Raw genomic sequence first — 21,009 nt, 5'->3', positions numbered from 1 at the left:
TCGTGAATCAGGACAACTACGCACCACGTTCAAGGGGGGGCGGGATGAGCAGGCAAGGGCAGGGGGGCCTGCACGGCACGGTCACGGCCCTGGCGTTTGGCGTCGTACAGGGCGGCGTCGGCACGATCGAGCAGCTGTTCGATGCTTTCGCCCTTGGCCCACTCAGCCACGCCCGCAGAGAAAGTGACCCGCATGTTGGGCTCGGCGTCGCTGATGGGGGCGCCGCGCAGGCTGGCCTGCAACCGTCTCAAGGCGATGCCAGCCTTGTCCACCGGTTCGGTGTCGGGCAGCAGGATCAGGAATTCCTCGCCGCCCCAGCGTGCAATGGTGTCGGTTTCGCGCAGCACCGCCTGGGCCTGGCGCGCAAAAGCGACGAGCACATGGTCGCCCATGGCATGGCCGTGGCGATCGTTGATGAGCTTGAAGTGATCGAGGTCGATCAGGGCCACGCAGAACCGGTGCCCGCCGGCCCGTGCCCGCTCGCGCTCGGCTTCCAGCCTTGTCTGCAGGTGCTGGCGGTTGTAGAGGCCGGTGAGCGTATCGTGCTGCATCAGCACTTCCACCTCCTGCAACGCGGCGGCCAGGGCCTTGCGGTCGGCCGACATGCGTTTGCGTCGCATGGCAAAACCGTGCGACTGCCATGTGAGCAGGGCCAGGATGAAGCAGGTGGTGACGATGATCAGGGTCTGCAGGCGCGGTTCGAAGTTCTCCTGCCGGCTCAGGATGCACCACACCAGCATGCCCAGCAGCATGCAGATCATGCCGATGCCCGTCCACACAGCGGCGCGCGGCCGCAGGCTGAGAAAGCCGAACACCACGATGAGGGACATGGTCTGCAGGCTCACGGCCCGGCCGATGGGCGACACCGCATAGCCCACCACCAGCGCCAGGCAGGCCCATGCGATCTGCGGCAGGACCAGGCCGGGATCGGACCAGTGGTGGGTGAGCCCGCTGCGCACCAGCGGGTAGAAGGTGATGAGTGCGATGAGCTGGTGGGCCATGAGGAACTGCCCCACGCCAGGCGATACCAGGCCGCGCGGCACGATGAACAGGGCGATGAACAGCAGCCAGCCCAGGTACAGCGAGTTGGCCAGCAGGCACATCGTCAGCCGTCCGCGCAGACGGGGCTCGGTGCCCAGCAGCAACTCACCCAGCCGGCGCGTGATGCCGATCGGACCGCTCATGCCGGCTCCTTGGTGACGGTGCGGTTGCGGCCCGTGGCCTTGGCCTCGTACAGGGCCTGGTCGACCCGCTCCAGCGTTCGGTGGATCTCGTCGGTGGCCACACTCTGGCACAGGCCGGCGGAGAAGGTGACGGGTGTCATGCCCTCGACCAGGGCGTGCCAATCTTCCCGAGCCAGGGCCTGGTGCAGCCGTTCCAGCAGTTCGCGCACGGGGGCGGGCGCCGTGTCCGGCATCAGCAGCAGAAACTCTTCGCCACCCCAGCGCGCCAACAGGGCAGTGGGTGGCAGCAGAGGCGGCAGGAGGCGGGCGACCTCGCGCAGCACCATGTCGCCCACGGCGTGGCCGTGGCGATCATTGATGAGCTTGAAGTGGTCGATGTCCAGCAGGGCCACGCAGAAGGGGCGGTGATTGCGGCGCTGGCGTTGCAGCTCTTCGGACAGGCGCTGCTGCAGATGACGGCGGTTGTACAAGCCCGTCAGCCCGTCGCGGATGGCCAAGGCCTGTGTGCGTTCCAGCGCCTGGGTCAGTTCGGCGCGTGTCTCCAGCATTTGACGGCGCACGCGGCGGGCCGTGCCCGATACGATCAGCAACACGGGCACCATCACGGCCGCCATCGCCAGGTTGACCACCTCGGTGTTGAAGTCCAGGGAGGCCAGCCCCAGATGCCAGGCCGCCACCAGCGTGGCCACGATCAGCACGGGTGTGAGCATGGCCGCCATGCGCACCTGCCTGGTCGTGAGCCGCGTCATGTCGAAGACCAGGATGACGCACAGGTACTGCAGGGCCAAGCCACGTGCCGGCTCCAGCAGGGCATAGGCCAGGGCCACGCAGCAGACACTGAACAGCACCCGTGCATAGGCGAGCGAGGGCTCGCGGCGGCGCAGGTGCCAGCCACTTCGCATCAGCCCGTAGAACACCAGCAGGCCCGTGAAACTGCAGGAGGCCAGCAGGGCCACTTTCCAGCCCGGTAGCAGGCCCATGAGCACGCCGATGCCCAACACCGAACAGCTGAACCCATAAGGGGCCAGCAGCCAGCCCAGGCGCTTGATGGCCTGGCGCGTCAGCGGGGCGGTGCCAAGCAGCCATGACCAGGCTGCCGTGGGGTGTGCACCCCCAGGCAGTGATGGATCGTCGTGGCTGGTCGACATGGGCCCCTGGTTTTTCCGAATCCGTAGACCACGGATATGCCGGTTTTTCGGCACAGGCGCCAGCGGCTTGAGCCCAAGGCCCTACACGCCGGGGGGAGTCGCTCAGGCCGCAGCGGCGGAGCGGCTGGTGAACTGCACGAAGCGGCGGACGGCCCCCGCCATTTCAGCAGGGTGTGAGGCAGGCATCCAGTGGCCGGCCGTGTACTCACGGCGCCACAGCTTGTCTGTCCAGCGGTGCAGATCCTCGGTCAACCAGGGGCTGACATACAGATCGCGCCGAGGCACCAGTACCTGCACCGGCACCGTGGTGTGGCGCAGGCGGGGGCGGAGCAGGCGGGGCAGCATGTTGGCGCGGTAAAGCTGCACGCCGTGCACGCCGTCGGCCACCTGGGTGGGGTTGGTCTCCACCTGGGTGCCTTCCAGCAGCCTCACAAGCTTGGGCCACGCGCGGCCCACGCCGGCACGCCACAGCAGGCCGGGCAGCAGCGGCATCTGGAAGAAATAGATGTACCAGGACTTGACCGACTGGATCAGCAACTGCTTGATGTTGCGCCAGGTCGGGTGTGCCAGGCGCTGGCGGAACCAGTGGCCGATGTGATCCAGGCAAGGCCCTGAGCAACTGGTGAAGGACAGGATGCGTGATTGCAGGGCAGGCTCGGTCACCGCTTCCCAGCTCTGGATGGAGCCCCAGTCGTGGGCCACCAGGTGCACCGGCCGGTGCGGGCTGACGTGGTCGATCACGGCCACGAAGTCGTCTTTCAGCTTGTCGAGCCGGTAGTCGCGGATGCGGGCGGGCCGGTCAGAGGCGCCTGCCCCACGCACGTCGTAGGCCACCACGTGAAAGTCGTGCGACAGAAGCTCGGCCACAGGATGCCACACGGCGCTGTTGTCCGGGTAGCCATGCACCAGCACGATCGTGGGGCGGCGTGGGTCCCCCCATTGCTTGACGGCCAGGCGCACCGGGCCCGACATCACCGTGGAGAGGCGCGGAGCCGTGCCCGGGGTGAGGACCGGTGTGGTGCTGGAGGGCAGGGGGGCGGACAAGGCGGGGCTGGCGGAGAGCATGGCGATGGGATCAGAAACGATCATTGAGCCGCGACTCTAGGAGCTTGCCCGAAGCTCTGTCCATGATGGGGGGCGACAACAGGGAACACCCCGCGACATGCAGGGGTGTTCCCGGGGGTTGTGTGCCACCTGGCGAAAGGCGCTCAGGCTGCGGCGGCCTGAGGGGCGTTCACGCCGTGCTGGCTGGCATCCTTCAGACCGAGCAGCGTGCGGGCCTCTTGCGGGCTGGCGACCTCGCGGCCGGCGTGGCGGGCGCACTTTGCCAGGGCCTCGATCAACTGGCCGTTGCCCGTGGTGCGGGCGCCGCCGGGCAGGTAGAAGGTGTCTTCCACGCCGGTGCGCAGCATGCCGCCCAGGTCAGCCGTGGCCTGGTGCACGCGCCAGATCTCTTCACGGCCGATCAGCGTGGTCTGCCACACAGTGCCCGGCTCGCGGTACTTCACCAGCAGGGCCAGCAGCTCTGCGTCCACCGGCATGCCCGAGGCCACGCCCATCACGAAGTTGTACTCCAGGTGGTCGGTCATGCCGGCCTTGCGGAACATGCCCACGGAGCGCACGATGCCCACGTCGAAGCACTCGAACTCAGGACGGGTGCCCGTCTCGTGCATCACGTCGATCATGGACTTGACCTTGTCGACCGTGTTGTCGAACAGCATGGGCGGCCAGGCCCACTGGCCGTTGTCCTTGATCTTGAGGTAATTCAGGCTGCCGGCGTTGCAGGCGGCGATCTCGGGGCGCACGCGGCGGATGCAGGCCACGGGGCCGGAGATGTCCTTGCCCACCACGCCGGTGGTCAGGTTGATGATGACGCCAGGGCAGGCGGCGCGGATGGCGTCGTCGATCTCGGCGGCGACATCGGGGTCCCAGCTGGGAAAGCGACCCATGCCGGGCGTCTGCTGGCGCAGGTGCACATGCATGATCGATGCGCCGGCATCGAAGGCCTCGCGCGCGGCGGCGGCCATTTCGGCGGCCGTGACGGGCACGGGGTGCTGGGCGGGGTCGGTGAGCACGCCGGTCAGCGCGCAGGTGAGGATGGCCTTGTCCATGATGTCAGTCCTTGTTCGTCTCAATCAGTTCGATGTCGATCAGCAGGGCCTTGGCCTGCACCTGGTCGCCCACTTGCGCGTGCACCGCCTTGACGGTGCCGGCGGCCTGGGCGGTGAGCCACATTTCCATCTTCATGGCCTCGATGCTCAGCAACTGCTGGCCCTCGGCCACCGTGTCGCCAGGTTTGACGAGTACCTGGGCCACGGTGCCGGCCACGGGGGCCAGCGCGCGGCTCGGGTCCTGCGCTGCGTTCTGATCCGGCCAGGGCGAGGCCTCGGTGAACACGAAGGTGGCGGCGTCGATGACGATGTGCAGCTCGGCCCCGAGTTGCACGGCCAGCACCTTGCGCTGCACGCCGTCCAGCTCAAAGCGCACCAGGCCGCCGCGGGCTTCTGTGCCTGGGTCGATCAGGCGCAGGGCCTGGGCCGGGGCGGTGGGTGAGGGCTGCACGTGCACCACGCCATGGGCATCGGGGCGGGTGCGCAGCGTGCGGCGCGTGCCTTCGTGCACCAGCGGCAGATCGTAGGCGGTGACGCTGTCGGCGCGCAGGTTACGGGTTGGTGGCGTGCCACCGTTCTGGCGTGCGGCGAACAGCGCGGCGGCCAGCAGCCAGGCATCCTCAGGCACCTGCGGCTTGTTCAGCAAGGTTTCGCCATCAAGCTGCCACTGGTCGATCAGCGTGGTGGTCATCGTGCCGGCACGGAAGCGGCCATGGTCCACGAGGTCACGCAGGAAGCGGGCGTTGTTCTTCAGGCCCAGCAGCGGTGCGTCGTCCAGCGTGGCGATCAGCCGGCGGATCGCGTCGGCGCGGTCACGGCCGTGCACGATCAGCTTGGCCACCATCGGGTCGTAGTGGGGGGATACCTCGCCACCCTCGCGGATGCCGTCGTCGATGCGCACGCCGTCGTACAGGGCCGCTGCAGGGCGCCACCAGGCGATGGGGCCGGTCTGAGGCGCGAAGCCGCTGTACGGATCCTCAGCGTACAGGCGCGCCTCGATGGCGTGGCCGGTATAGGTGATCTGTTCTTGGCTCACGGGCAGGGGCTGGCCGTCGGCCACGCGCAGCTGCCACTCCACCAGGTCGAAACCCGAGACCATCTCTGTGACCGGGTGCTCCACCTGCAGGCGGGTGTTCATCTCCAGGAAGTAGTAGTTCAGCTCCTGGTCGACGATGTACTCGATGGTGCCTGCGCCCTGGTATTTGATGGCCTTGGCGGCCAGCACGGCGCTGTCGCCCATGGCCTTGCGCAGCGCGGGGCTCACCACCGGCGAAGGCGATTCCTCGATCACCTTCTGGCGGCGGCGCTGCGCGGTGCAGTCACGCTCGCCGATGTAGACGGCGTTGCCGTGCGCATCGGCAAACACCTGGATCTCGATGTGGCGGCCGTTCTCGACCAGGCGCTCCAGCATCAGCGTGCCGTCGCCGAAGGCGCTTTGGGCTTCGCGGCGAGCGCTGGTGATGGCCTGAGTCAGTTCGCTGTCTTGATGGACCAGGCGCATGCCCCGCCCGCCGCCGCCGCTCACAGCCTTGACCAGCAGCGGATAACCCAGGCGCTTGGCTTCGGCGATCAGCGTCTCGTCGTTCTGGTCGGCGCCCAGGTAGCCGGGCGCTGTGGGCACGCCGGCCTTGATCATTTCTTTCTTGGCGCCGGCCTTGTCGCCCATCACCCGGATGGCTTCAGGCGATGGGCCGATGAAAGTGATGCCTGCATCGGCACAGGCCTGCGCAAAGCCGGCGTTTTCCGACAGGAAGCCGTAGCCCGGGTGGATGGCGTTGGCGCCGGTGCGGCGGGCCGCGTCGAGCAGGGCGTCCACCTTCAGGTAGGACTCGGACGCGGCAGCCGGGCCGATGCACACAGCCTCGTCGGCCAGGGCGACGTGCGGCGCATTGGCATCCGCCTGGCTGTAGACGGCCACGGTGCGGTAGCCCAGCTTGCGTGCTGTGCGGATCACGCGGCAGGCTATCTCGCCGCGGTTCGCGATCAGGATCTTGGTCAGCATGGTCGTGTGTTGTTCAAGCGGCCTGGGGAACCCACTTGGGCTTGCGTTTCTGCATGAAGGCACTGGTGCCTTCCTGGCCTTCGTCGCTCAGCACGGCGCGCGAGAACAGCGCGGCGGCTTCGTCGATCAGCGTGTCTGCCGGCTCGATGCGCGCTCGGGCCAGCAGGCCCTTGGTGGTGGCGATGGCGCCGGGCGCGCAGGCCTGGATGCTGGCGATGGTGCGCTGCAGGGCGTCTTCCAGCGCGGCCGCATCGGGCGCCACTTCATGCACCAGGCGGATGGTCAGCGCCTGTGCGGCATCCACCTTGGCGCCGGTCACGGCCAGGCGCCTGGCCTCGGCATAGCCGATGCGCTCGACCAGGAAGGGCGCGATCTGCGCGGGGATCACACCCAACGCGGTCTCGGGCAGGCGGAAGGCCACGCTGGGCGCGGCCAGGCTCACATCCGACACACAGGCCAACCCGAAGCCGCCCCCCATCACCGTGCCTTCGAGCACCGTGACGATGGGCAGGGTGGAGCGTGCATAGGCCAGGCACAGGCGGCCGAACTGGGCGTTGAACGCGGCCACCGGGTCTGGCGTGTCGCCGGCCAGCAAGCCATCGGCCTGCGCCTGCGCCAGCTTCATGCGCGCCTGGGCCATGTCGGAGATGTCGCCGCCGGCGCAGAAGTGGCCACCCGCACCGCGCAGCACGACGACGCGTACGGCGGTATCAGTCTCGGCCTGCTTCAACGCGCTCAACAGTTCGTTGACCATGGCCAGCGACATGGCGTTGCGCACCTCGGGCCGGTTGAGCGTGAGCGTGCACACGCCCGCGTCGACCGTGGCCTGGATGGTTTTGAAGGACGAGGCATCCATGGTTCAGCGCACCTTCTTGGGCAGGGTGCCTTCGAGCTTGGCGATGATGCCCAGCATGATCTCGTCGGCGCCGCCGCCGATGGACACCAGGCGGCCGTCGCGGTACGCCTGCGAGATCGGGTTGTCGTAGGTGAAGCCCATGCCGCCCCAGTATTGCAGGCAGCTGTCGGCCACTTCGCGGATCAGGCGGCCGCACTTGAGCTTGGCCATCGAGGCCAGGCGGGTGACGTCCTTGCCGCCCACGTACTCTTCGACGGCGCGGTAGGTCAGCGAGCGCAGGGCCTCGACCTCGGTGCGCAGCTCGGCCAGGCGGAAGTGGATGACCTGGTTGTCCAGCAGGGGCTTGCCGAAGGTGTGGCGCTCGCGGCAGTAATCGATGGTGAGGTCGATGAGCTTGTCGAGCATCTTCAGCGAGTTGGAGGCACCATACAGGCGCTCTTCCTGGAACTGCAGCATCTGCATCATGAAGCCGGTGCCTTCGATGCCGATCAGGTTGCGCTTGGACACGCGCACGTTGTCGAAGAAGATCTGCGCCGTGTCCGACGAGTTCATGCCGATCTTCTTGATCTTCTGCTTCGTGATGCCCTTGGCATCCATCGGCACCATGATCAGCGACTTGTTCTCGTGCACCTTGCCTTCGGAGGTGTTGGCCAGCAGGCAGCACCAGTCGGCCTGCATGGCGTTGGTGATCCACATCTTGCTGCCGTTGATCACGTAGTCGCCGCCGTCGGTGCGGGCCGAGGTCTTGAGCGCGGCCACGTCGGAGCCGCCGCCGGCCTCTGACACGCCGATGCAGCCGACCATGTCGCCGGCAATCGCCGGGGCGAGGTATTCCTTCTTGAGCTCATCGGAGCCGAAGCGGTGCAGGGCCGGGGTGCACATGTCGGTCTGCACGCCGATGGCCATGGGCACGCCGCCGCAGGGGATGGCGCCCAGCTCTTCGGCCACCACCATCGAGTAGGAAAAATCCAGGCCCATGCCGCCATAAGCCGTGTCGTACTTGACGCCCAGCAGGCCCAGGTTGCCCATCTTCTTGAACAGTTCGTGCGCGGGGAAGATCTCGGCCTCTTCCCATTCCTTGATGAAGGGGTTGATCTCCTGCTCGCAGAAGCGCTTGACGGTTTCGCCCAGGGCGCGGTGTTCGGCGGTGAATTGCATGGTGGTCTCCTCGTGGGCCCGTCGTGGCGGGCGAGTGTCGTGTGTGGGTTGGGTGGTGCGCGCTCGGAAACGCTCAGAGGCGTGCAACGCCGAAGGTGTTGCCGCGCAGTTCGCGCTGGTCGGCCTCGCGGGCCAGGTCCAGGCACAGCGAGAGCACGCGGCGGGTGTCGCGCGGGTCGATGATCCCGTCGTCCCACAGGCGCGCGGTGCCGAACAGCACGTTCGATTCCGCGTCCAGGCGCTTCTTGATCTCGGCGGACATGCCTTCGAGCATGGCGTCATTGACGGGCATGCCGGCGCGTTCCATCTTGCCGCGCGTGACGATCTCCATCACCTTGGCCGCCTGCGCGCCGCCCATCACGGCGGTGCGGGCCGAAGGCCACGAGAAGATGAAGCGCGGATCGAAGCCGCGGCCGCACATGCCGTAGTTGCCAGCGCCGAACGAGCCGCCCAGCACGATGGTGAACTTGGGCACGCGGGCGTTGGCCACGGCCTGGATCATCTTGGAGCCGTGCTTGATGGCGCCGCCGTGTTCCGCGGCCGATCCCACCATGTAGCCCGTGGTGTTCTGCAGGAAAAGCAACGGCGTGCCCGATTGGTCGCACAGCTGGATGAACTGCGCGGCCTTGGTCGAGCCCTGCGGCTGGATCGGGCCGTTGTTGCCCAGGATGCCGACCAGGTGGCCATTGATGCGGGCGTGGCCGCACAGGGTCTCTGGTGCGTAGTTGGCCTTGAACTCCAGGAAGTCGGAGCCATCGACGAGGCGGGCGATCACCTCGCGGGTGTCGAAGGGCTCGCGGTCGTCGGCGGGAATGCAGCCCAGCAGTTCTTCTTCATCGAACAGCGGGGCGGCGATGGGCTTGCCGGACGTTGAAGAGACTTCGTCCCAGTTCAGCTTGTCCATCAGCTCGCGCGCCATGGCGATGGCGTGCGCGTCGTTGTCGCAGAGGTACTCGCCCAGGCCGGTCACGCTGGCGTGCATCTCGGCGCCGCCCAGGTCTTCGTCGGTGGCGTCTTCGCCGATGGCGGCCTTGACCAGGGGAGGGCCGGCCAGGTAGATGCTGGAGCGTTCACGCACCAGCACCACGTAGTCCGACAGGCCGGGCAGGTAGGCGCCGCCGGCGGTGGACGATCCATGCACCACGGCGATCTGCGGGATGCCCATGGCCGACAGGCGAGCCTGGTTGGCAAAGCTCTTGCCGCCATCCACGAAGATCTCGGCCTGGTACATCAGGTTCGCGCCGCCGCTTTCGACCAGGCACAGCAGGGGCAGCTTGTTCTCGCGGGCGATCTCCTGCGCGCGCAGGCCCTTGCGCAGGCCCATGGGCGAGATGGTGCCGCCCTTGAGCGCGCTGTCGCTGGCGGTGACCAGGCAGCGCTTGCCGGCCACGGTGCCGATGCCGATGATGGTGCCGCCGCCCAGCACGCTCTTCTTGCCGTCGTCATCGTGCATGCCCAGGCCGGCCAGGGTGCTGATTTCGAGGAAGGAAGAATCGCGGTCGAGCAGGCGGGCGACGCGTTCGCGCGGCAGCAGCTGGCCGCGCTTGTCGAACTTGTCGCGCTTGGAGGCGGAGCCTTCGCGGGCGAGCGACTCGAGCGAGCGCACCTGGTCCAGCCGCTCGCGCATGCGGTCGGCATTCGCGCGGAAGGCGTCGGACTTGGGGTTGAGTTGTGAGCGCAGGACAGGCATGGCGTGTGGGTTCAGATGTCCTTGAGCACCTTCGGCACCACCGCGCGGTGGAAGCCGTCGAAGGTGGCCGGGGGCGTGTGGGGTGCGACGGGGTAGAGCGCGTTGTTCAGCGGCGCACCGCCGTCGATGGGCACGGTGATGCCGGTGACGAACGCGGCGCCCGGGCTCAGCAGGAAACAGATCACGGCACTCACTTCAGCCTCCAGGCCCATGCGCTTCATGGGCACGTTGTCCTTGAGGCTGTGCAGCAGCGGCGCCATCTCGGGGCCGTAGGCGTCCATGCCGCTGGAGGCGATCCAGCCCGGGGCCACGGCGTTCACGCGCACATTGGCGAAGGCCCATTCGTAGGCGGCCGTCTTGGTCAGGTTGACCATGCCGGCGCGTGCGGCGCCGGAGTGGCCCATGCCGGCCATGCCGTTCCACATGTCGGCCACCATGTTGACGATGGCGCCGCCGTTCTTCTGCATGGTCTGGTTGAACACCTCGCGCGCCATCAGGAAGCCGCCGGTGAGGTTGTTGGCCACCACGGCCTCGAAGCCGCGCTTGGAGATCATCTGAAGCGGTGCAGGGAACTGGCCGCCAGCGTTGTTGACCAGGCCGTGGATGCGGCCATGCTTGGCGACGATGCCGGCGATGGCGGTCTTGACCTGGTCGTCGTCGCGGATGTCGAAGGCGGCGGTGTCGACCAGGCCGCCGTCTTCGCGGATCTCGGCGGCGGTGGCGTCCAGCTTGGACTGCGTGCGACCGGTGATGACAACGGTGGCGCCGAGCGACGCGAGTTCATGCGCCACGCAACGGCCGATGCCGCTGCCGCCGCCGGTGATGACGTGCACCTGGCCCTTGAACACGTCAGGGCGCAGCACGCTGGCGTAACGTGCGCCAGGGGATGGGGTGGGTGTGGATGGGGACATGGTGAGCGTGAATCTAAGTCATGTTGACGTTAACGTCAACACAATGTCGTTTGCGTTAACAAAACAGTAAGCCGGCGAACCGTCGGGCATCACAGGCCCAGCTGCTTGGCGATGATCTCGTTCATGATCTCGTGCGTGCCGCCGCCGATCGAGAGGATGCGGTTGTCGCGGTACAGACGCTCGACCACCGATTCGCGCATGAAGCCCATGCCGCCGAAGATCTGCACGGCCTCATACGTCACGGCATCCGACGTCTCGGTGGCGAAGTTCTTGGCCATGGACACCTCCTTGAGGATCTGCTCGCCGCGGGCCATGCGGGCCGCGCAGTGCAGGGTGTATTCGCGTGAGACTTCGACCTGGGTGGCCATCTCGGCCAGTTTGTGCCGGATCACCTGGTGCTTGGACAAGGGTTTCCCGAAGGTGACGCGGGTCTTCACATAGTCCAGGCTGGCTTCCAGCGCGATCTGGGCGGTCATGTAGGCCATCACGGCCAGGGCCAGGCGTTCGCTCTGGAAGTTCTGCATGATGCTCAGGAAGCCCGAGTTCTCCGGCCCGATCAGGTTGGCCACGGGCACACGGCAATCGCTGAAGAACAGCTCGGCGGTGTCCGAGGCCCACCAGCCCATCTTCTGCAGGTTGCGGCCCACGGAGAATCCGGGCGTGCCTTTCTCGATCAGCAACAGCGACACGCCTGCGTACCCGGCCTCGCCCGTGCGCACGGCCACGGTGTAGTAGTCGGCACGCGTGCCCGAGGTGATGAAGGTTTTCGAGCCGTTGACCACATAGTGATCGCCATCGCGCACGGCGCGTGTGCGCAGGTTGGCCACGTCGGAGCCGCCGCCGGGCTCGGTGATGGCCAGGGCCGCGATCTTCTCGCCGGCCAGCACGGCAGGCACGATGCGTTGCTTCAGCTCGGGCGAGCCCATGCGCCACACGGGGGGCAGGCCGATGTCCAGAGAGCCCAGGCTGGCTGCGAAACCGCCGGAGGTGCTGCGCATCAGCTCTTCCGTCACGGCGATCTTCATGAAGACATCGCCCTCGCCGTTGCCACCCAGCGCCTCCGGGTGGCCGATGCCCAGCAGGCCCAGGGCGCCCGCCTTTTGATAGACCTCGCGCGGGAATCCGCCTTCTTCTTCCCACGTGTCGATGTAAGGCCTGACCTCCTGTTCGACAAAGCGCCGCGCGGTCTCGCGCACCATGGCGTGGGTCTCGTTGAAGTGCGTCATCCGGTCGATCCTGTGGGCTGTGGTGTCAATGCCCGGGAATCTAACGATTGTTGACGTTAACGTCAATCATGTCACGCATAAGTAAAATCCCGATCACGCGCGGCAGATAAGGGATGGATAATGCCGCACATGGACAAGAGCATGCGTTCCAACGAGACCGACACCGTGGGCGACGACGCCTTGATGGGCATTGCCGAAATGTGCGAGGCCTTCGAGGTGTCTGCCCGCACCCTGCGTTTCTACGAGACCAAGGGGTTGCTGACGCCGCGCCGGCTCAACGGCACGCGGGTCTACTCAAAGGTGGACCGCGCCCGGCTGTCGCGCATCCTGCGCGCCAAGAACCTGGGCATGCCCTTGTCAGAGGTCAAGGCCTACCTCGACATGTACGGTGACCACGGCGAAGGCCGTGTGCAGCAGCTCACCTACGTCATCGAAACCACCGACGCAGCCATCCGCGATCTGGAGGCCAAGCGCGCCGAGATCGAGACCTCGCTGTCGGAGCTGCGCCTGATCAACCAGCAGAGCCGCCAGGCGCTGGAGGCCAAGAAGAGCAAGGGCCATCGCGGCTGACCACGTTGATCATCGTGGCCGCAGGCACTGCTCGACCGCAAGAATGATCAGGTCGATGGTGGTGCTGCGCAGGGCTTGCATGTCGCTCCAGGGATGGCGCGTGTTGATCAGCCGCGAATGCAGATAGCCCACCGACATCAGCAGGCGCAGTTCACTGGCGCGGCGAAGGCTGGCCTCGTCGCAGTCGCCCCCCAGGGAGCGGGCCACCTCGCGTGACAGGGCGCTGGCGGTCTGCAGCACCTCGTGGAAAACGGGATGCTCCTCCCAGGAGGGTGTTTGCGGTGCTTCCATCTCGTGCCTGTCCAGCATGAACACCAGGCGGTAGTTGTCCGGTCGATCTTCGTAGTAGCGCAGGAAAGCATCCACCCACGCGCGAAGGCGGTCACGCGGTTCAGGGCCTGCGGCGCTGATGGCCTGCTTGAGCTCGGTCTGCAATTCGGTGATCGTGGTGTCCCACAGGCCATGCAGCAGGTCGGCTTTGCTGGGGAAGTAGTGGTACAGCGCCATGGCCGAGACCCCCACCTCGGAGGCCACCGCACGCATCGTCACGCTGGTCAGTCCGCCTTCGCGGAACAAGGCCCTTGCCGCGTCCAGGGCGGCTCGACGGAGCGCCTGCTGGTCTGCTTGGTTGCCGCGCCGCACCCGCGCTGGAGCACCTTTGGTGTTGCTCCGGCTGCGCCTGGCGGAATGAAGTGGTGTGGTCATTGCCTTTTATCGTACGCGTAAACGTACAAGTAAAACAAGTGTGCGAAAGCGCACGTATTCAGGGTTAATCCCTGTTCATGTCCGTCCGATAGTCAAGGCACTCATGCGGCCGCTGTCTCGATGCTGGTCGCCCAGACCAGCGTAACGCAGTCCACAGGGGGACTGTTCTCGACACAAGGAAAGACATCGGCCATGAAGTTGCTTCAACAATTCTCCGTGCGCGGCAAGTTGATTTTCGCGTTCGCCACCGTGCTTCTGCTGATGAGCCTGATCACGCTGCTGGCCGGCGTGCAGGGCAGCCGCATCGGTGAGCGCACCCAGGCCCTGATCGACGTGCGCCTCTCGGGCGTGCGCGACAGCCTGTTGATGGCCGAATCGGCCACGCGCATGCGCACCCGCGATTACCGGATCGCCACCAGCGCCGTGGAGGAGTTGCCCCGCCTGACCGAGAACCTGCGCCTGAACAAGGCCGAGTTCGCCAAGTTCAGCCAAAGCTACGAGGCTGCGATCGCCGATGAGCAGGAGCGTGCCCTGTTCAAGGAGGCCATGGCCGATTGGCAGCTGTATGTCCAGGTGTCCGACGCGGCGGTGGAGACCGCCCGCAGGGGCGACATGGCCGGCGCGCTGAGCTCGGTGCAGAAGGATGGCCTGAAAGCCTTCGAGAAGCTCAGTGCCTCGCTGAAGGCGCTGGCCCAGTACAACGACAAGATGGCGAACGCGGATGGCCGCGAGGTGGCCGCGATGCAGCGCGCCAGCCTGCAGGGCTCCATCGGCCTGTTCGTTGCGGCCTTTGGCCTAGCAGCCCTGCTGTGCTACCTGATCTCACGCGCCATCGCCAACCCGCTGGAGCAGGCGGTGAAGGTGGCCCAGGCCGTGGCCGAAGGTGACCTGACCCGTGAGACGCGTGCCCAGGGCAAGGACGAGGTGGCTCAGCTCATGCATGCGCTGGGCCAGATGGTGGCCCGTCTGCGCTCGGTGGTGTCCGAGGTGCGCAATGGCGTCGAGTCCGTCAGCACCGCGTCCAACCAGATCGCCATGGGCAATGCCGACCTGAGCCAGCGCACCGAAGAACAGGCGTCCAACCTGCAGCAGACGGCGGCCTCGATGGAGCAACTCACGTCCACCATCACGCAGAACGCCGAAGCCGCCGCGCAGGCCAGCCAGCTGGCCTCGCGTGCTTCCGAAGCGGCGCGCAAGGGTGGCGACATCGTCGGCCACGTGGTGACGACGATGAACGACATCTCCGGCAGCTCGCGCCAGATCAGCGACATCATCGGCGTGATCGATGGCATCGCGTTCCAGACCAACATCCTGGCCTTGAACGCGGCGGTGGAAGCGGCCCGTGCCGGTGAGCAGGGGCGTGGCTTTGCCGTGGTGGCCGGTGAGGTGCGCACGCTGGCCCAGCGCAGCGCCCAGGCGGCCAAGGAGATCAAGCAACTGATCGGCCAGAGCGTCGAGAAGGTGGATGCGGGTGTGGAGCTGGTGTCCAGCGCCGGCCAGACCATGGGCGACATCGTGAGCGAGGTCAAGCGGGTGTCCGACCTGATCGGTGAAATCAGCGCCGCCAGCCGCGAACAATCTCAAGGCGTGTCGCAGGTGGGCGATGCGGTGCAGCAGCTCGACCAGGTCACGCAGCAGAACGCGGCGCTGGTGGAAGAAGCGGCAGCAGCAGCCGACAGCATGAAGCAGCAGGCCTCGCACCTGGCCCGCGTGGTCAGCGTGTTCAAGGTGGATGAGCATGCCCGCCACGATGGCGTGGTGAGCATGGATGCACGTCCGCAGGTGCTGGCGCTGGCGGTTTGATGCCGCTGCCTTGAGGCCTGAGGCGCGACCCTGATCCGGCCCTGACAAGCCCCGCGTGAGCGGCGGCGTCAGGGCTTTCTCACGTGCGTGTCTGGTGCGTGTCCTGCTCAGTCGTCGGGTGCCGACATCGCGCGCCACAGGATGCCGAACAGCTCATCGAACTGGTCGATCAGCGAGCGCTGCTCGCCGCGCACGATGTGCATCAGCACCACGCGGCCGATCACGCCCATGAACACGTCCAGCAGGATCTTGCTGGACACCCGGTTGTTGAGCACGCCACGGTCCTGCCCATCCCTGAACACGCTCAGGAACGACCCCATCAGGTCGGGGCTTTCGTAGATGCGGATGTTGCGGTGGCGCGTGATGGGCACGGCCGTGAACAGCAGCATCATCACGGCCGGGTGCTTGTCCATGTAGTCCAGTGTCACCCAGCAGGTCTTGCGCAGGCGCTCGCGCGCGTCGTCGATGCCCTGCAGGTGGTCGATCATGCGCTCGGCCAGGCGGCCCAGCATCACGTCGAGCATGGCGTAGACCAGCACTTCCTTGCTGCCGAAGTACTTGTAGATGGTCTGCAGCGACACATTGGCCGCCTTGGCCACGTCCAGCAGGCTCACATCGTGGAAATCCTGGCTGGAGAACAGCTCGAGCACCGCTTTCTCGATGCGCTTGAGCGTCTCCGGCCGCATGGTGGCCAGGATGGCGCGGCGGTCGTCGGTGGCGCTGGGATCGGTGGGCTCGTCGCTGGCGGGTGTGCCGGGCGCGCTGGGCTCGGTCATGGGATGACGTCTTTCCGGATGGGAAATCAATATTACCAAATGACGTATACGTCAACGGGTTGCGTCGTTTTCGCTTGATTACTCGGCCACCTCTTGCCACCATGGCGGAGCTTTGCGATGCCCGATCACCAGAGGAATCAGTGGCGACACACCGGCTGCCGATGTCGTCCAAGATTCCCACCCAGGCCCCCTATGAGTGGGTAATTCAAATTACCGATAGGTGGTTTCCCTGGGGCGATGGGCATTGGCAAATGGTTTTTGTGACGGATCACCGAGAGAGACATTCCCATGCCGATTCAGAATTTCGAAGCCACCTGGATGACCGACGAACACAAGATGGTGTTCGACTCGGCCAAGCGTTTCATGACCGAACAGTGGGGCCCCAAGGACGAAGCCTGGCGCCACGCTGGCGTGATGGATCACCAGGCCTGGCGCGATGCCGGCGCCAACGGCTTCCTGTGCGCCTCGACGCCTGAGCAGTACGGCGGCGGCGGTGGCGATTTCGGCCACGAAGCCGCGCTGGTGCTGGCCCAGGGCGAAGCAGGCATCGGCGGCTTCGGCGGCTCGCTGCATTCGGGCATCGTCGCGCCCTACATCTTCCACTACGGCACCGAAGAACAGAAGAAGCGTTGGCTGCCGCGCCTGGCCACGGGCGAGCTGGTCGGCGCCATCGCCATGACCGAACCCGGCACCGGCTCCGACCTGCAGGGTGTGCGCACGCTGGCCATCAAGGACGGCGACACCTACAAGATCAACGGCAGCAAGACCTTCATCACCAACGGCCAGCTGGCCAATCTGGTGATCGTGGTGGCCAAGACCGACAAGGACAAGGGCGCGCAGGGCATCTCGCTGTTCGTGGTCGAGACCGACGAAGCACCGGGCTTTCGCCGTGGCCGCAACCTCGACAAGATCGGCATGGACGCGCAGGACACCTCCGAGCTGTTCTTCGACGACGTGGTCGTGCCCGCGTCGAACCTGATCGGTGGCAACGAAGGCATGGGCTTCTTCCAGTTGATGGAGCAGTTGCCGCAAGAGCGCATGCTGGTTGCGCTGGCCGGCATCGCCGCGATGGAGCTGGCCATGAAGGTCACGCTGGAATACACGAAGGAGCGCAAGGCCTTCGGCAAGCCGATCTTCCAGTTCCAGAACACGCGCTTCAAGCTGGCCGAATGCCAGGCCCTGCTGCTGGCCTCGCGCGCCCTGGTCGATGCGGCCATGGTGTCGCACCTGCAAGGCAAGCTGGGCGTGGACCGCGCGGCGCTGATCAAGTACTGGGTCACCGACAACCAGTGCAAGCTGATCGATGAATGCCTGCAGCTCTTCGGTGGCTACGGCTACATGAAGGAGTACCCGATCGCCCGCCTGTGGGCCGATTCGCGCGTGCAGCGCATCTATGGCGGCACCAACGAAATCATGAAGGAACTGGCTTCACGTTTCCTGTGATGCCTGCCCACCTTCGCTGAACACACACCACTGACCGAACAAGGAGCTTCCATGACCGAAGCCTACATTTTCGACGCCGTGCGCACGCCGCGCGGCAAGGGCAAGAAGGACGGCAGCCTGCACCAGGCCACGCCCGTGTGGCTGCTGAGCACGCTGCTGCGCGCACTGCAGCAGCGCAACAGCCTGGACACCTCGCTGGTCGACGACCTGGTGCTGGGCTGCGTGACGCCGGTGGGCGAGCAGGGCGCCGACATCGCCCGCACCGCGATCCTCGATTCCGGCTGGGACCAGCGCGTCGCCGGCGTGACGCTGTCGCGCTTTTGCGCCTCGGGCCTGGAGGCCGTGAACCAGGCCGCGCAGCGCATCGGCTCGGGCATGGAAGACATGATCGTGGCCGGCGGCGTCGAATCCATGAGCCGCTGGCCCATGGGCAGCGACGGCGGCGCCTGGGTGATGGACCCGCGCATCAACAGCGGCACGGCCTTCGTGCCGCAGGGCATCAGCGCCGACCTGATCGCCTCCCTTGAGGGCTTCTCGCGCAACGACCTGGACGCCTACGCCAGCGAATCGCACCGCCGCGCCGCTCAGGCCCAGGCCGAGGGCCGCTTCGACAAGTCCATCGTGCCGGTGAAGGACCTGAACGGCCTGCTGATGCTGGGCCGCGACGAGACCGTGCGCGCCGGCACCACGCCCGAGACGCTGGCCAAGCTGATGCCCTCGTTCGAGATGATGGGCACCATGGGCTTCGACGCCACCGCCTTGGACAAGTACACCACCATCGAGAAGGTGACCCACAGCCACCATGCCGGCAACTCCTCGGGCATCGTGGACGGCGCCGCGCTGATCCTGCTGGGCAGCAAGGAAGCCGGCCTCAAGGCGGGCCTGAAGCCGCGCGCCCGGGTGCGCATGTGCTCGGTGATCGGCTCCGAGCCGACCATCATGCTGACCGGCCCCACGCCGGCCTGCCAGAAGGCGCTCAACAAGCTGGGCATGACCCCGGGGGACATCGACCTGTGGGAAATCAACGAAGCCTTCGCCACCGTGCCGATGAAGACGGCGCGTGACCTGGGCGTCTCGCTCGACCGCGTCAACGTCAACGGCGGCGCCATTGCGCTGGGCCACCCGCTGGGCGCCACGGGCGCCATCATCCTGGGCACGGCCCTGGACGAGCTGGAGCGCTCTGGCAAGGCCACGGCGCTGGCCACCCTGTGCATCGGTGCCGGCATGGGCATCGCCACCATCATCGAACGCGTCTGATCCCGAGGGCCACGACATGACACAAGCACAAGCCTTCACTTTCGACATCGATGCCGACGGCATCGGCCTCGTCACCATCGACATGCCCGGCCGGGCGATGAACGTGCTCAACCCGACCCTGGTCGAGCCCTTCGCCGCGCTGGTGCAGCAGCTGGAAACCGATGCCAGCATCAAGGGCCTGGTGATCACGTCGGGCAAGCCGACCTTCATCGTCGGCGCCGACATCGACCAGCTCACGCAGATCACCTCGGCCCAGGAAGCCTACGAGCTCTGCGAAGGCCTCAAGGGCATGATGCGCCGCATGGAAAAGAGCGGCAAGCCCGTGGTGGCTGCGCTCAACGGCACGGCCCTGGGCGGCGGTCTGGAGCTGGCGCTGGCCTGCCACGCGCGCATCGCGCTGGACGATCCCAAGCTCAAGCTGGGCCTGCCAGAAGTGAAACTGGGCCTGCTGCCCGGCGGCGGCGGCACCCAGCGCGTGCCGCGCCTGATCGGCATCCAGAAGGCCATGGACCTGATCACCCAGGGCAAGGAACTCACCGCCGCCAAGGCCAAGGAAATGGGCCTGGTGACCGAGCTGGCCGCCAACCGCGACGAGCTGCTGGCCAAGGCCAAGGCCTGGTGCCTGGCCAACCCCAAGGCCGCGGCCCCGTGGGACACCAAGGGTTTCCGCATTCCCGGTGGCGACAGCAAGAGCCCGGCCGTGGTGCAGGTGCTGGCCATCGCACCGTCCATGGCCAACGCCAAGGCGCATGGCAACTACCCGGCCATCACGCACATCATGAGCTGCCTGTTCGAAGGCTGCCTGCTGGATTTCGACGCCGCCTCGCAGGTGGAATCGCGCTACTTTGCGGCCTGCGTGGTCTCGCAGACCAGCAAGAACATGATTGGCACGCTGTGGCACCAGCTCAACGCGATCAAGAAGGGCCAGTCGCGCCCCAAGGGATCGGCCGAGAGCAAGGTCAAGAAGCTGGGCATCCTGGGCGCCGGCATGATGGGCGCGGGCATTGCGTACGTGTCCGCCAAGGTGGGCATCGACGTCGTGCTGCTGGACACCACCATCGAGAACGCCGACAAGGGCAAGGCCTACTCGCAAGGCCTGCTGGACAAGGCCGTGGCCCGTGGCCGCAGCACGCCGGACAAGCGTGACGCGCTGCTGGCCCGCATCAAGACGACCACCTCGTACGCCGACCTCGAAGGCTGCGATCTGGTGATCGAGGCCGTGTTCGAAGACCGCGCCATCAAGGCCGAGTGCACCAAGCAGACAGAGGCCGTGATCCCGGCCAGCGCGGTGTACGCATCGAACACGTCTACTTTGCCCATCACCGGCCTGGCCCAGGCGAGCAGCCGTCCGCAGAACTTCATCGGCCTGCACTTCTTCTCGCCCGTGGACAAGATGCCCCTGGTCGAGATCATCGTCGGCAAGGAAACGAGCGACGAGACGCTGGCCCGTGGTTTCGACTACGTGCTGCAGATCGGCAAGACCCCCATCGTGGTCAACGACAAGCGCGGCTTCTACACCTCGCGCGTGTTCACGACCTACATCATGGAAGGCATGGCCATGCTGGGCGAAGGCGTGCACCCCCGTTCCATCGAGGTCGCCGGCCTGAAGGCGGGCATGCCCATGCCGCCGCTGGCATTGCAGGACGAAGTGTCGCTGAGCCTGTCGCTCTACATCGCGGAAACCACCCGCAAGGACCTGGAGGCCGAAGGCATCACCTTGCCCGTGCACCCTGGCTTTGCCGTGGTGCAGAAGGTGGGTGGCGAGCACAAGCGCATCGGCAAGAAGGCCAACCAGGGCTTCTACGACTACGCCGGCAAAGAGAAGAGCCTGTGGCCCGGCCTGCTGGAGGTGTTTCCGCCCAAGGCCGAACAGCCTTCGCAGCAGGAGATCGTGGACCGCCTGCTCTACGCCCAGGCCAACGAGGCCGCGCGCTGCTATGAGGAGAAGGTGGTGCGCTCCGTGGCCGACACCAACATCGGCTCGATCTTCGGCTGGGGCTTCGCACCCCACCAGGGTGGTGCGCTGCAGTTCATCAACGCGGTGGGCCCGGCGAAGTTCGCCGAGCGTGCGCGTGAGCTGGCGGCCAAGTACGGCTCGCGCTTCGAGCCGGCCGCCATCGTGGTGAAGCTGGCCGCCGAAGGCGGTCGCTTCTCGGACGTGGTCTGAGC

The 21,009-nt window shown here is 66.5% G+C and carries 17 protein-coding genes; 5 read left to right on the top strand and 12 right to left on the bottom strand.

The window, feature by feature from the left end:
- Positions 1–29 precede the first annotated feature (29 nt).
- From EIP75_RS09380 to EIP75_RS09335, 10 genes are all read right to left on the bottom strand, one after another.
- Positions 30–1,184: a GGDEF domain-containing protein gene (locus EIP75_RS09380; RefSeq protein ID WP_125242997.1), complete on the bottom strand. Its 1,155-nt coding sequence runs from the start codon at positions 1,182–1,184 to the stop codon at positions 30–32.
- A complete protein-coding gene (locus EIP75_RS09375; protein ID WP_125242996.1) occupies positions 1,181–2,332 on the bottom strand; it encodes a GGDEF domain-containing protein in 1,152 nt (383 codons plus the stop codon). The genes EIP75_RS09380 and EIP75_RS09375 overlap by 4 nt, the downstream gene beginning before the upstream one ends.
- 102 nt (positions 2,333–2,434) lie before the next feature.
- Positions 2,435–3,421, bottom strand: coding sequence for an alpha/beta fold hydrolase (locus EIP75_RS09370; protein WP_233584773.1), 987 nt, complete (start codon positions 3,419–3,421; stop codon positions 2,435–2,437).
- 119 nt (positions 3,422–3,540) lie between these two features.
- The gene (locus tag EIP75_RS09365) at positions 3,541–4,443 is read right to left on the bottom strand and encodes a beta-keto acid cleavage family enzyme (protein ID WP_125242995.1); all 903 of its coding nucleotides are present in this window, start codon (positions 4,441–4,443) and stop codon (positions 3,541–3,543) included.
- Positions 4,444–4,447: 4 nt separating this feature from the next.
- Positions 4,448–6,445 (bottom strand): acetyl-CoA carboxylase biotin carboxylase subunit, encoded by a 1,998-nt coding sequence (locus EIP75_RS09360; protein WP_125242994.1) that lies wholly within the window; start codon positions 6,443–6,445, stop codon positions 4,448–4,450.
- Between the two features lie 13 nt (positions 6,446–6,458).
- Positions 6,459–7,301 (bottom strand): enoyl-CoA hydratase/isomerase family protein, encoded by an 843-nt coding sequence (locus EIP75_RS09355; protein ID WP_125242993.1) that lies wholly within the window; start codon positions 7,299–7,301, stop codon positions 6,459–6,461.
- A gap of 3 nt (positions 7,302–7,304) precedes the next feature.
- Positions 7,305–8,459 carry an acyl-CoA dehydrogenase family protein gene (locus tag EIP75_RS09350; protein ID WP_125242992.1) on the bottom strand — a complete coding sequence of 385 codons (1,155 nt, stop codon included), beginning with the start codon at positions 8,457–8,459 and terminating at the stop codon, positions 7,305–7,307.
- 73 nt (positions 8,460–8,532) lie between these two features.
- On the bottom strand, positions 8,533–10,149 hold the full coding sequence (locus tag EIP75_RS09345; protein WP_125242991.1) for an acyl-CoA carboxylase subunit beta: 1,617 nt from the start codon (positions 10,147–10,149) through the stop codon (positions 8,533–8,535).
- Positions 10,150–10,160: 11 nt separating this feature from the next.
- A complete protein-coding gene (locus EIP75_RS09340) occupies positions 10,161–11,060 on the bottom strand; it encodes an SDR family oxidoreductase (RefSeq protein WP_125242990.1) in 900 nt (299 codons plus the stop codon).
- An 89-nt stretch (positions 11,061–11,149) separates the two neighbouring features.
- On the bottom strand, positions 11,150–12,286 hold the full coding sequence (locus EIP75_RS09335; protein ID WP_125242989.1) for an acyl-CoA dehydrogenase family protein: 1,137 nt from the start codon (positions 12,284–12,286) through the stop codon (positions 11,150–11,152).
- 129 nt (positions 12,287–12,415) lie between these two features.
- Between EIP75_RS09335 and EIP75_RS09330 the strand changes: the two genes are divergently transcribed.
- On the top strand, positions 12,416–12,856 hold the full coding sequence (locus EIP75_RS09330) for a MerR family transcriptional regulator (RefSeq protein ID WP_233584772.1): 441 nt from the start codon (positions 12,416–12,418) through the stop codon (positions 12,854–12,856).
- A gap of 9 nt (positions 12,857–12,865) precedes the next feature.
- On the opposite strand, the gene EIP75_RS09325 is transcribed toward EIP75_RS09330, so the two are convergent.
- A complete protein-coding gene (locus EIP75_RS09325; protein WP_125242987.1) occupies positions 12,866–13,561 on the bottom strand; it encodes a TetR/AcrR family transcriptional regulator in 696 nt (231 codons plus the stop codon).
- Between the two features lie 192 nt (positions 13,562–13,753).
- Here EIP75_RS09325 and EIP75_RS24855 point away from each other — a divergent pair, with 192 nt between their 5' ends.
- Positions 13,754–15,364: a methyl-accepting chemotaxis protein gene (locus EIP75_RS24855; protein WP_274379807.1), complete on the top strand. Its 1,611-nt coding sequence runs from the start codon at positions 13,754–13,756 to the stop codon at positions 15,362–15,364.
- A gap of 107 nt (positions 15,365–15,471) precedes the next feature.
- Here EIP75_RS24855 and EIP75_RS09315 read toward each other — a convergent pair whose 3' ends face one another.
- Positions 15,472–16,140 carry a TetR/AcrR family transcriptional regulator gene (locus tag EIP75_RS09315; protein WP_125242986.1) on the bottom strand — a complete coding sequence of 223 codons (669 nt, stop codon included), beginning with the start codon at positions 16,138–16,140 and terminating at the stop codon, positions 15,472–15,474.
- A gap of 288 nt (positions 16,141–16,428) precedes the next feature.
- On the opposite strand from EIP75_RS09315, the gene EIP75_RS09310 reads away from it, so the two are divergent.
- Genes EIP75_RS09310 through EIP75_RS09300 form a run of 3 tightly spaced genes read left to right on the top strand, consistent with a single transcriptional unit; the run spans position 16,429 to position 21,007 of the window.
- Complete coding sequence (locus EIP75_RS09310) at positions 16,429–17,583, top strand: acyl-CoA dehydrogenase family protein (RefSeq protein ID WP_125242985.1); 1,155 nt, start codon at positions 16,429–16,431, stop codon at positions 17,581–17,583.
- A 51-nt stretch (positions 17,584–17,634) separates the two neighbouring features.
- On the top strand, positions 17,635–18,840 hold the full coding sequence (locus tag EIP75_RS09305) for an acetyl-CoA C-acetyltransferase (protein WP_125242984.1): 1,206 nt from the start codon (positions 17,635–17,637) through the stop codon (positions 18,838–18,840).
- 16 nt (positions 18,841–18,856) lie between these two features.
- Positions 18,857–21,007 (top strand): 3-hydroxyacyl-CoA dehydrogenase NAD-binding domain-containing protein, encoded by a 2,151-nt coding sequence (locus EIP75_RS09300; RefSeq protein WP_125242983.1) that lies wholly within the window; start codon positions 18,857–18,859, stop codon positions 21,005–21,007.
- The last annotated feature ends 2 nt before the right edge of the window (positions 21,008–21,009 follow it).

This window comes from Aquabacterium soli (assembly GCF_003933735.1).
GTDB lineage: Bacteria > Pseudomonadota > Gammaproteobacteria > Burkholderiales > Burkholderiaceae_C > Aquabacterium > Aquabacterium soli.
This window is presented reverse-complemented; position numbering and strand designations above follow the sequence as displayed.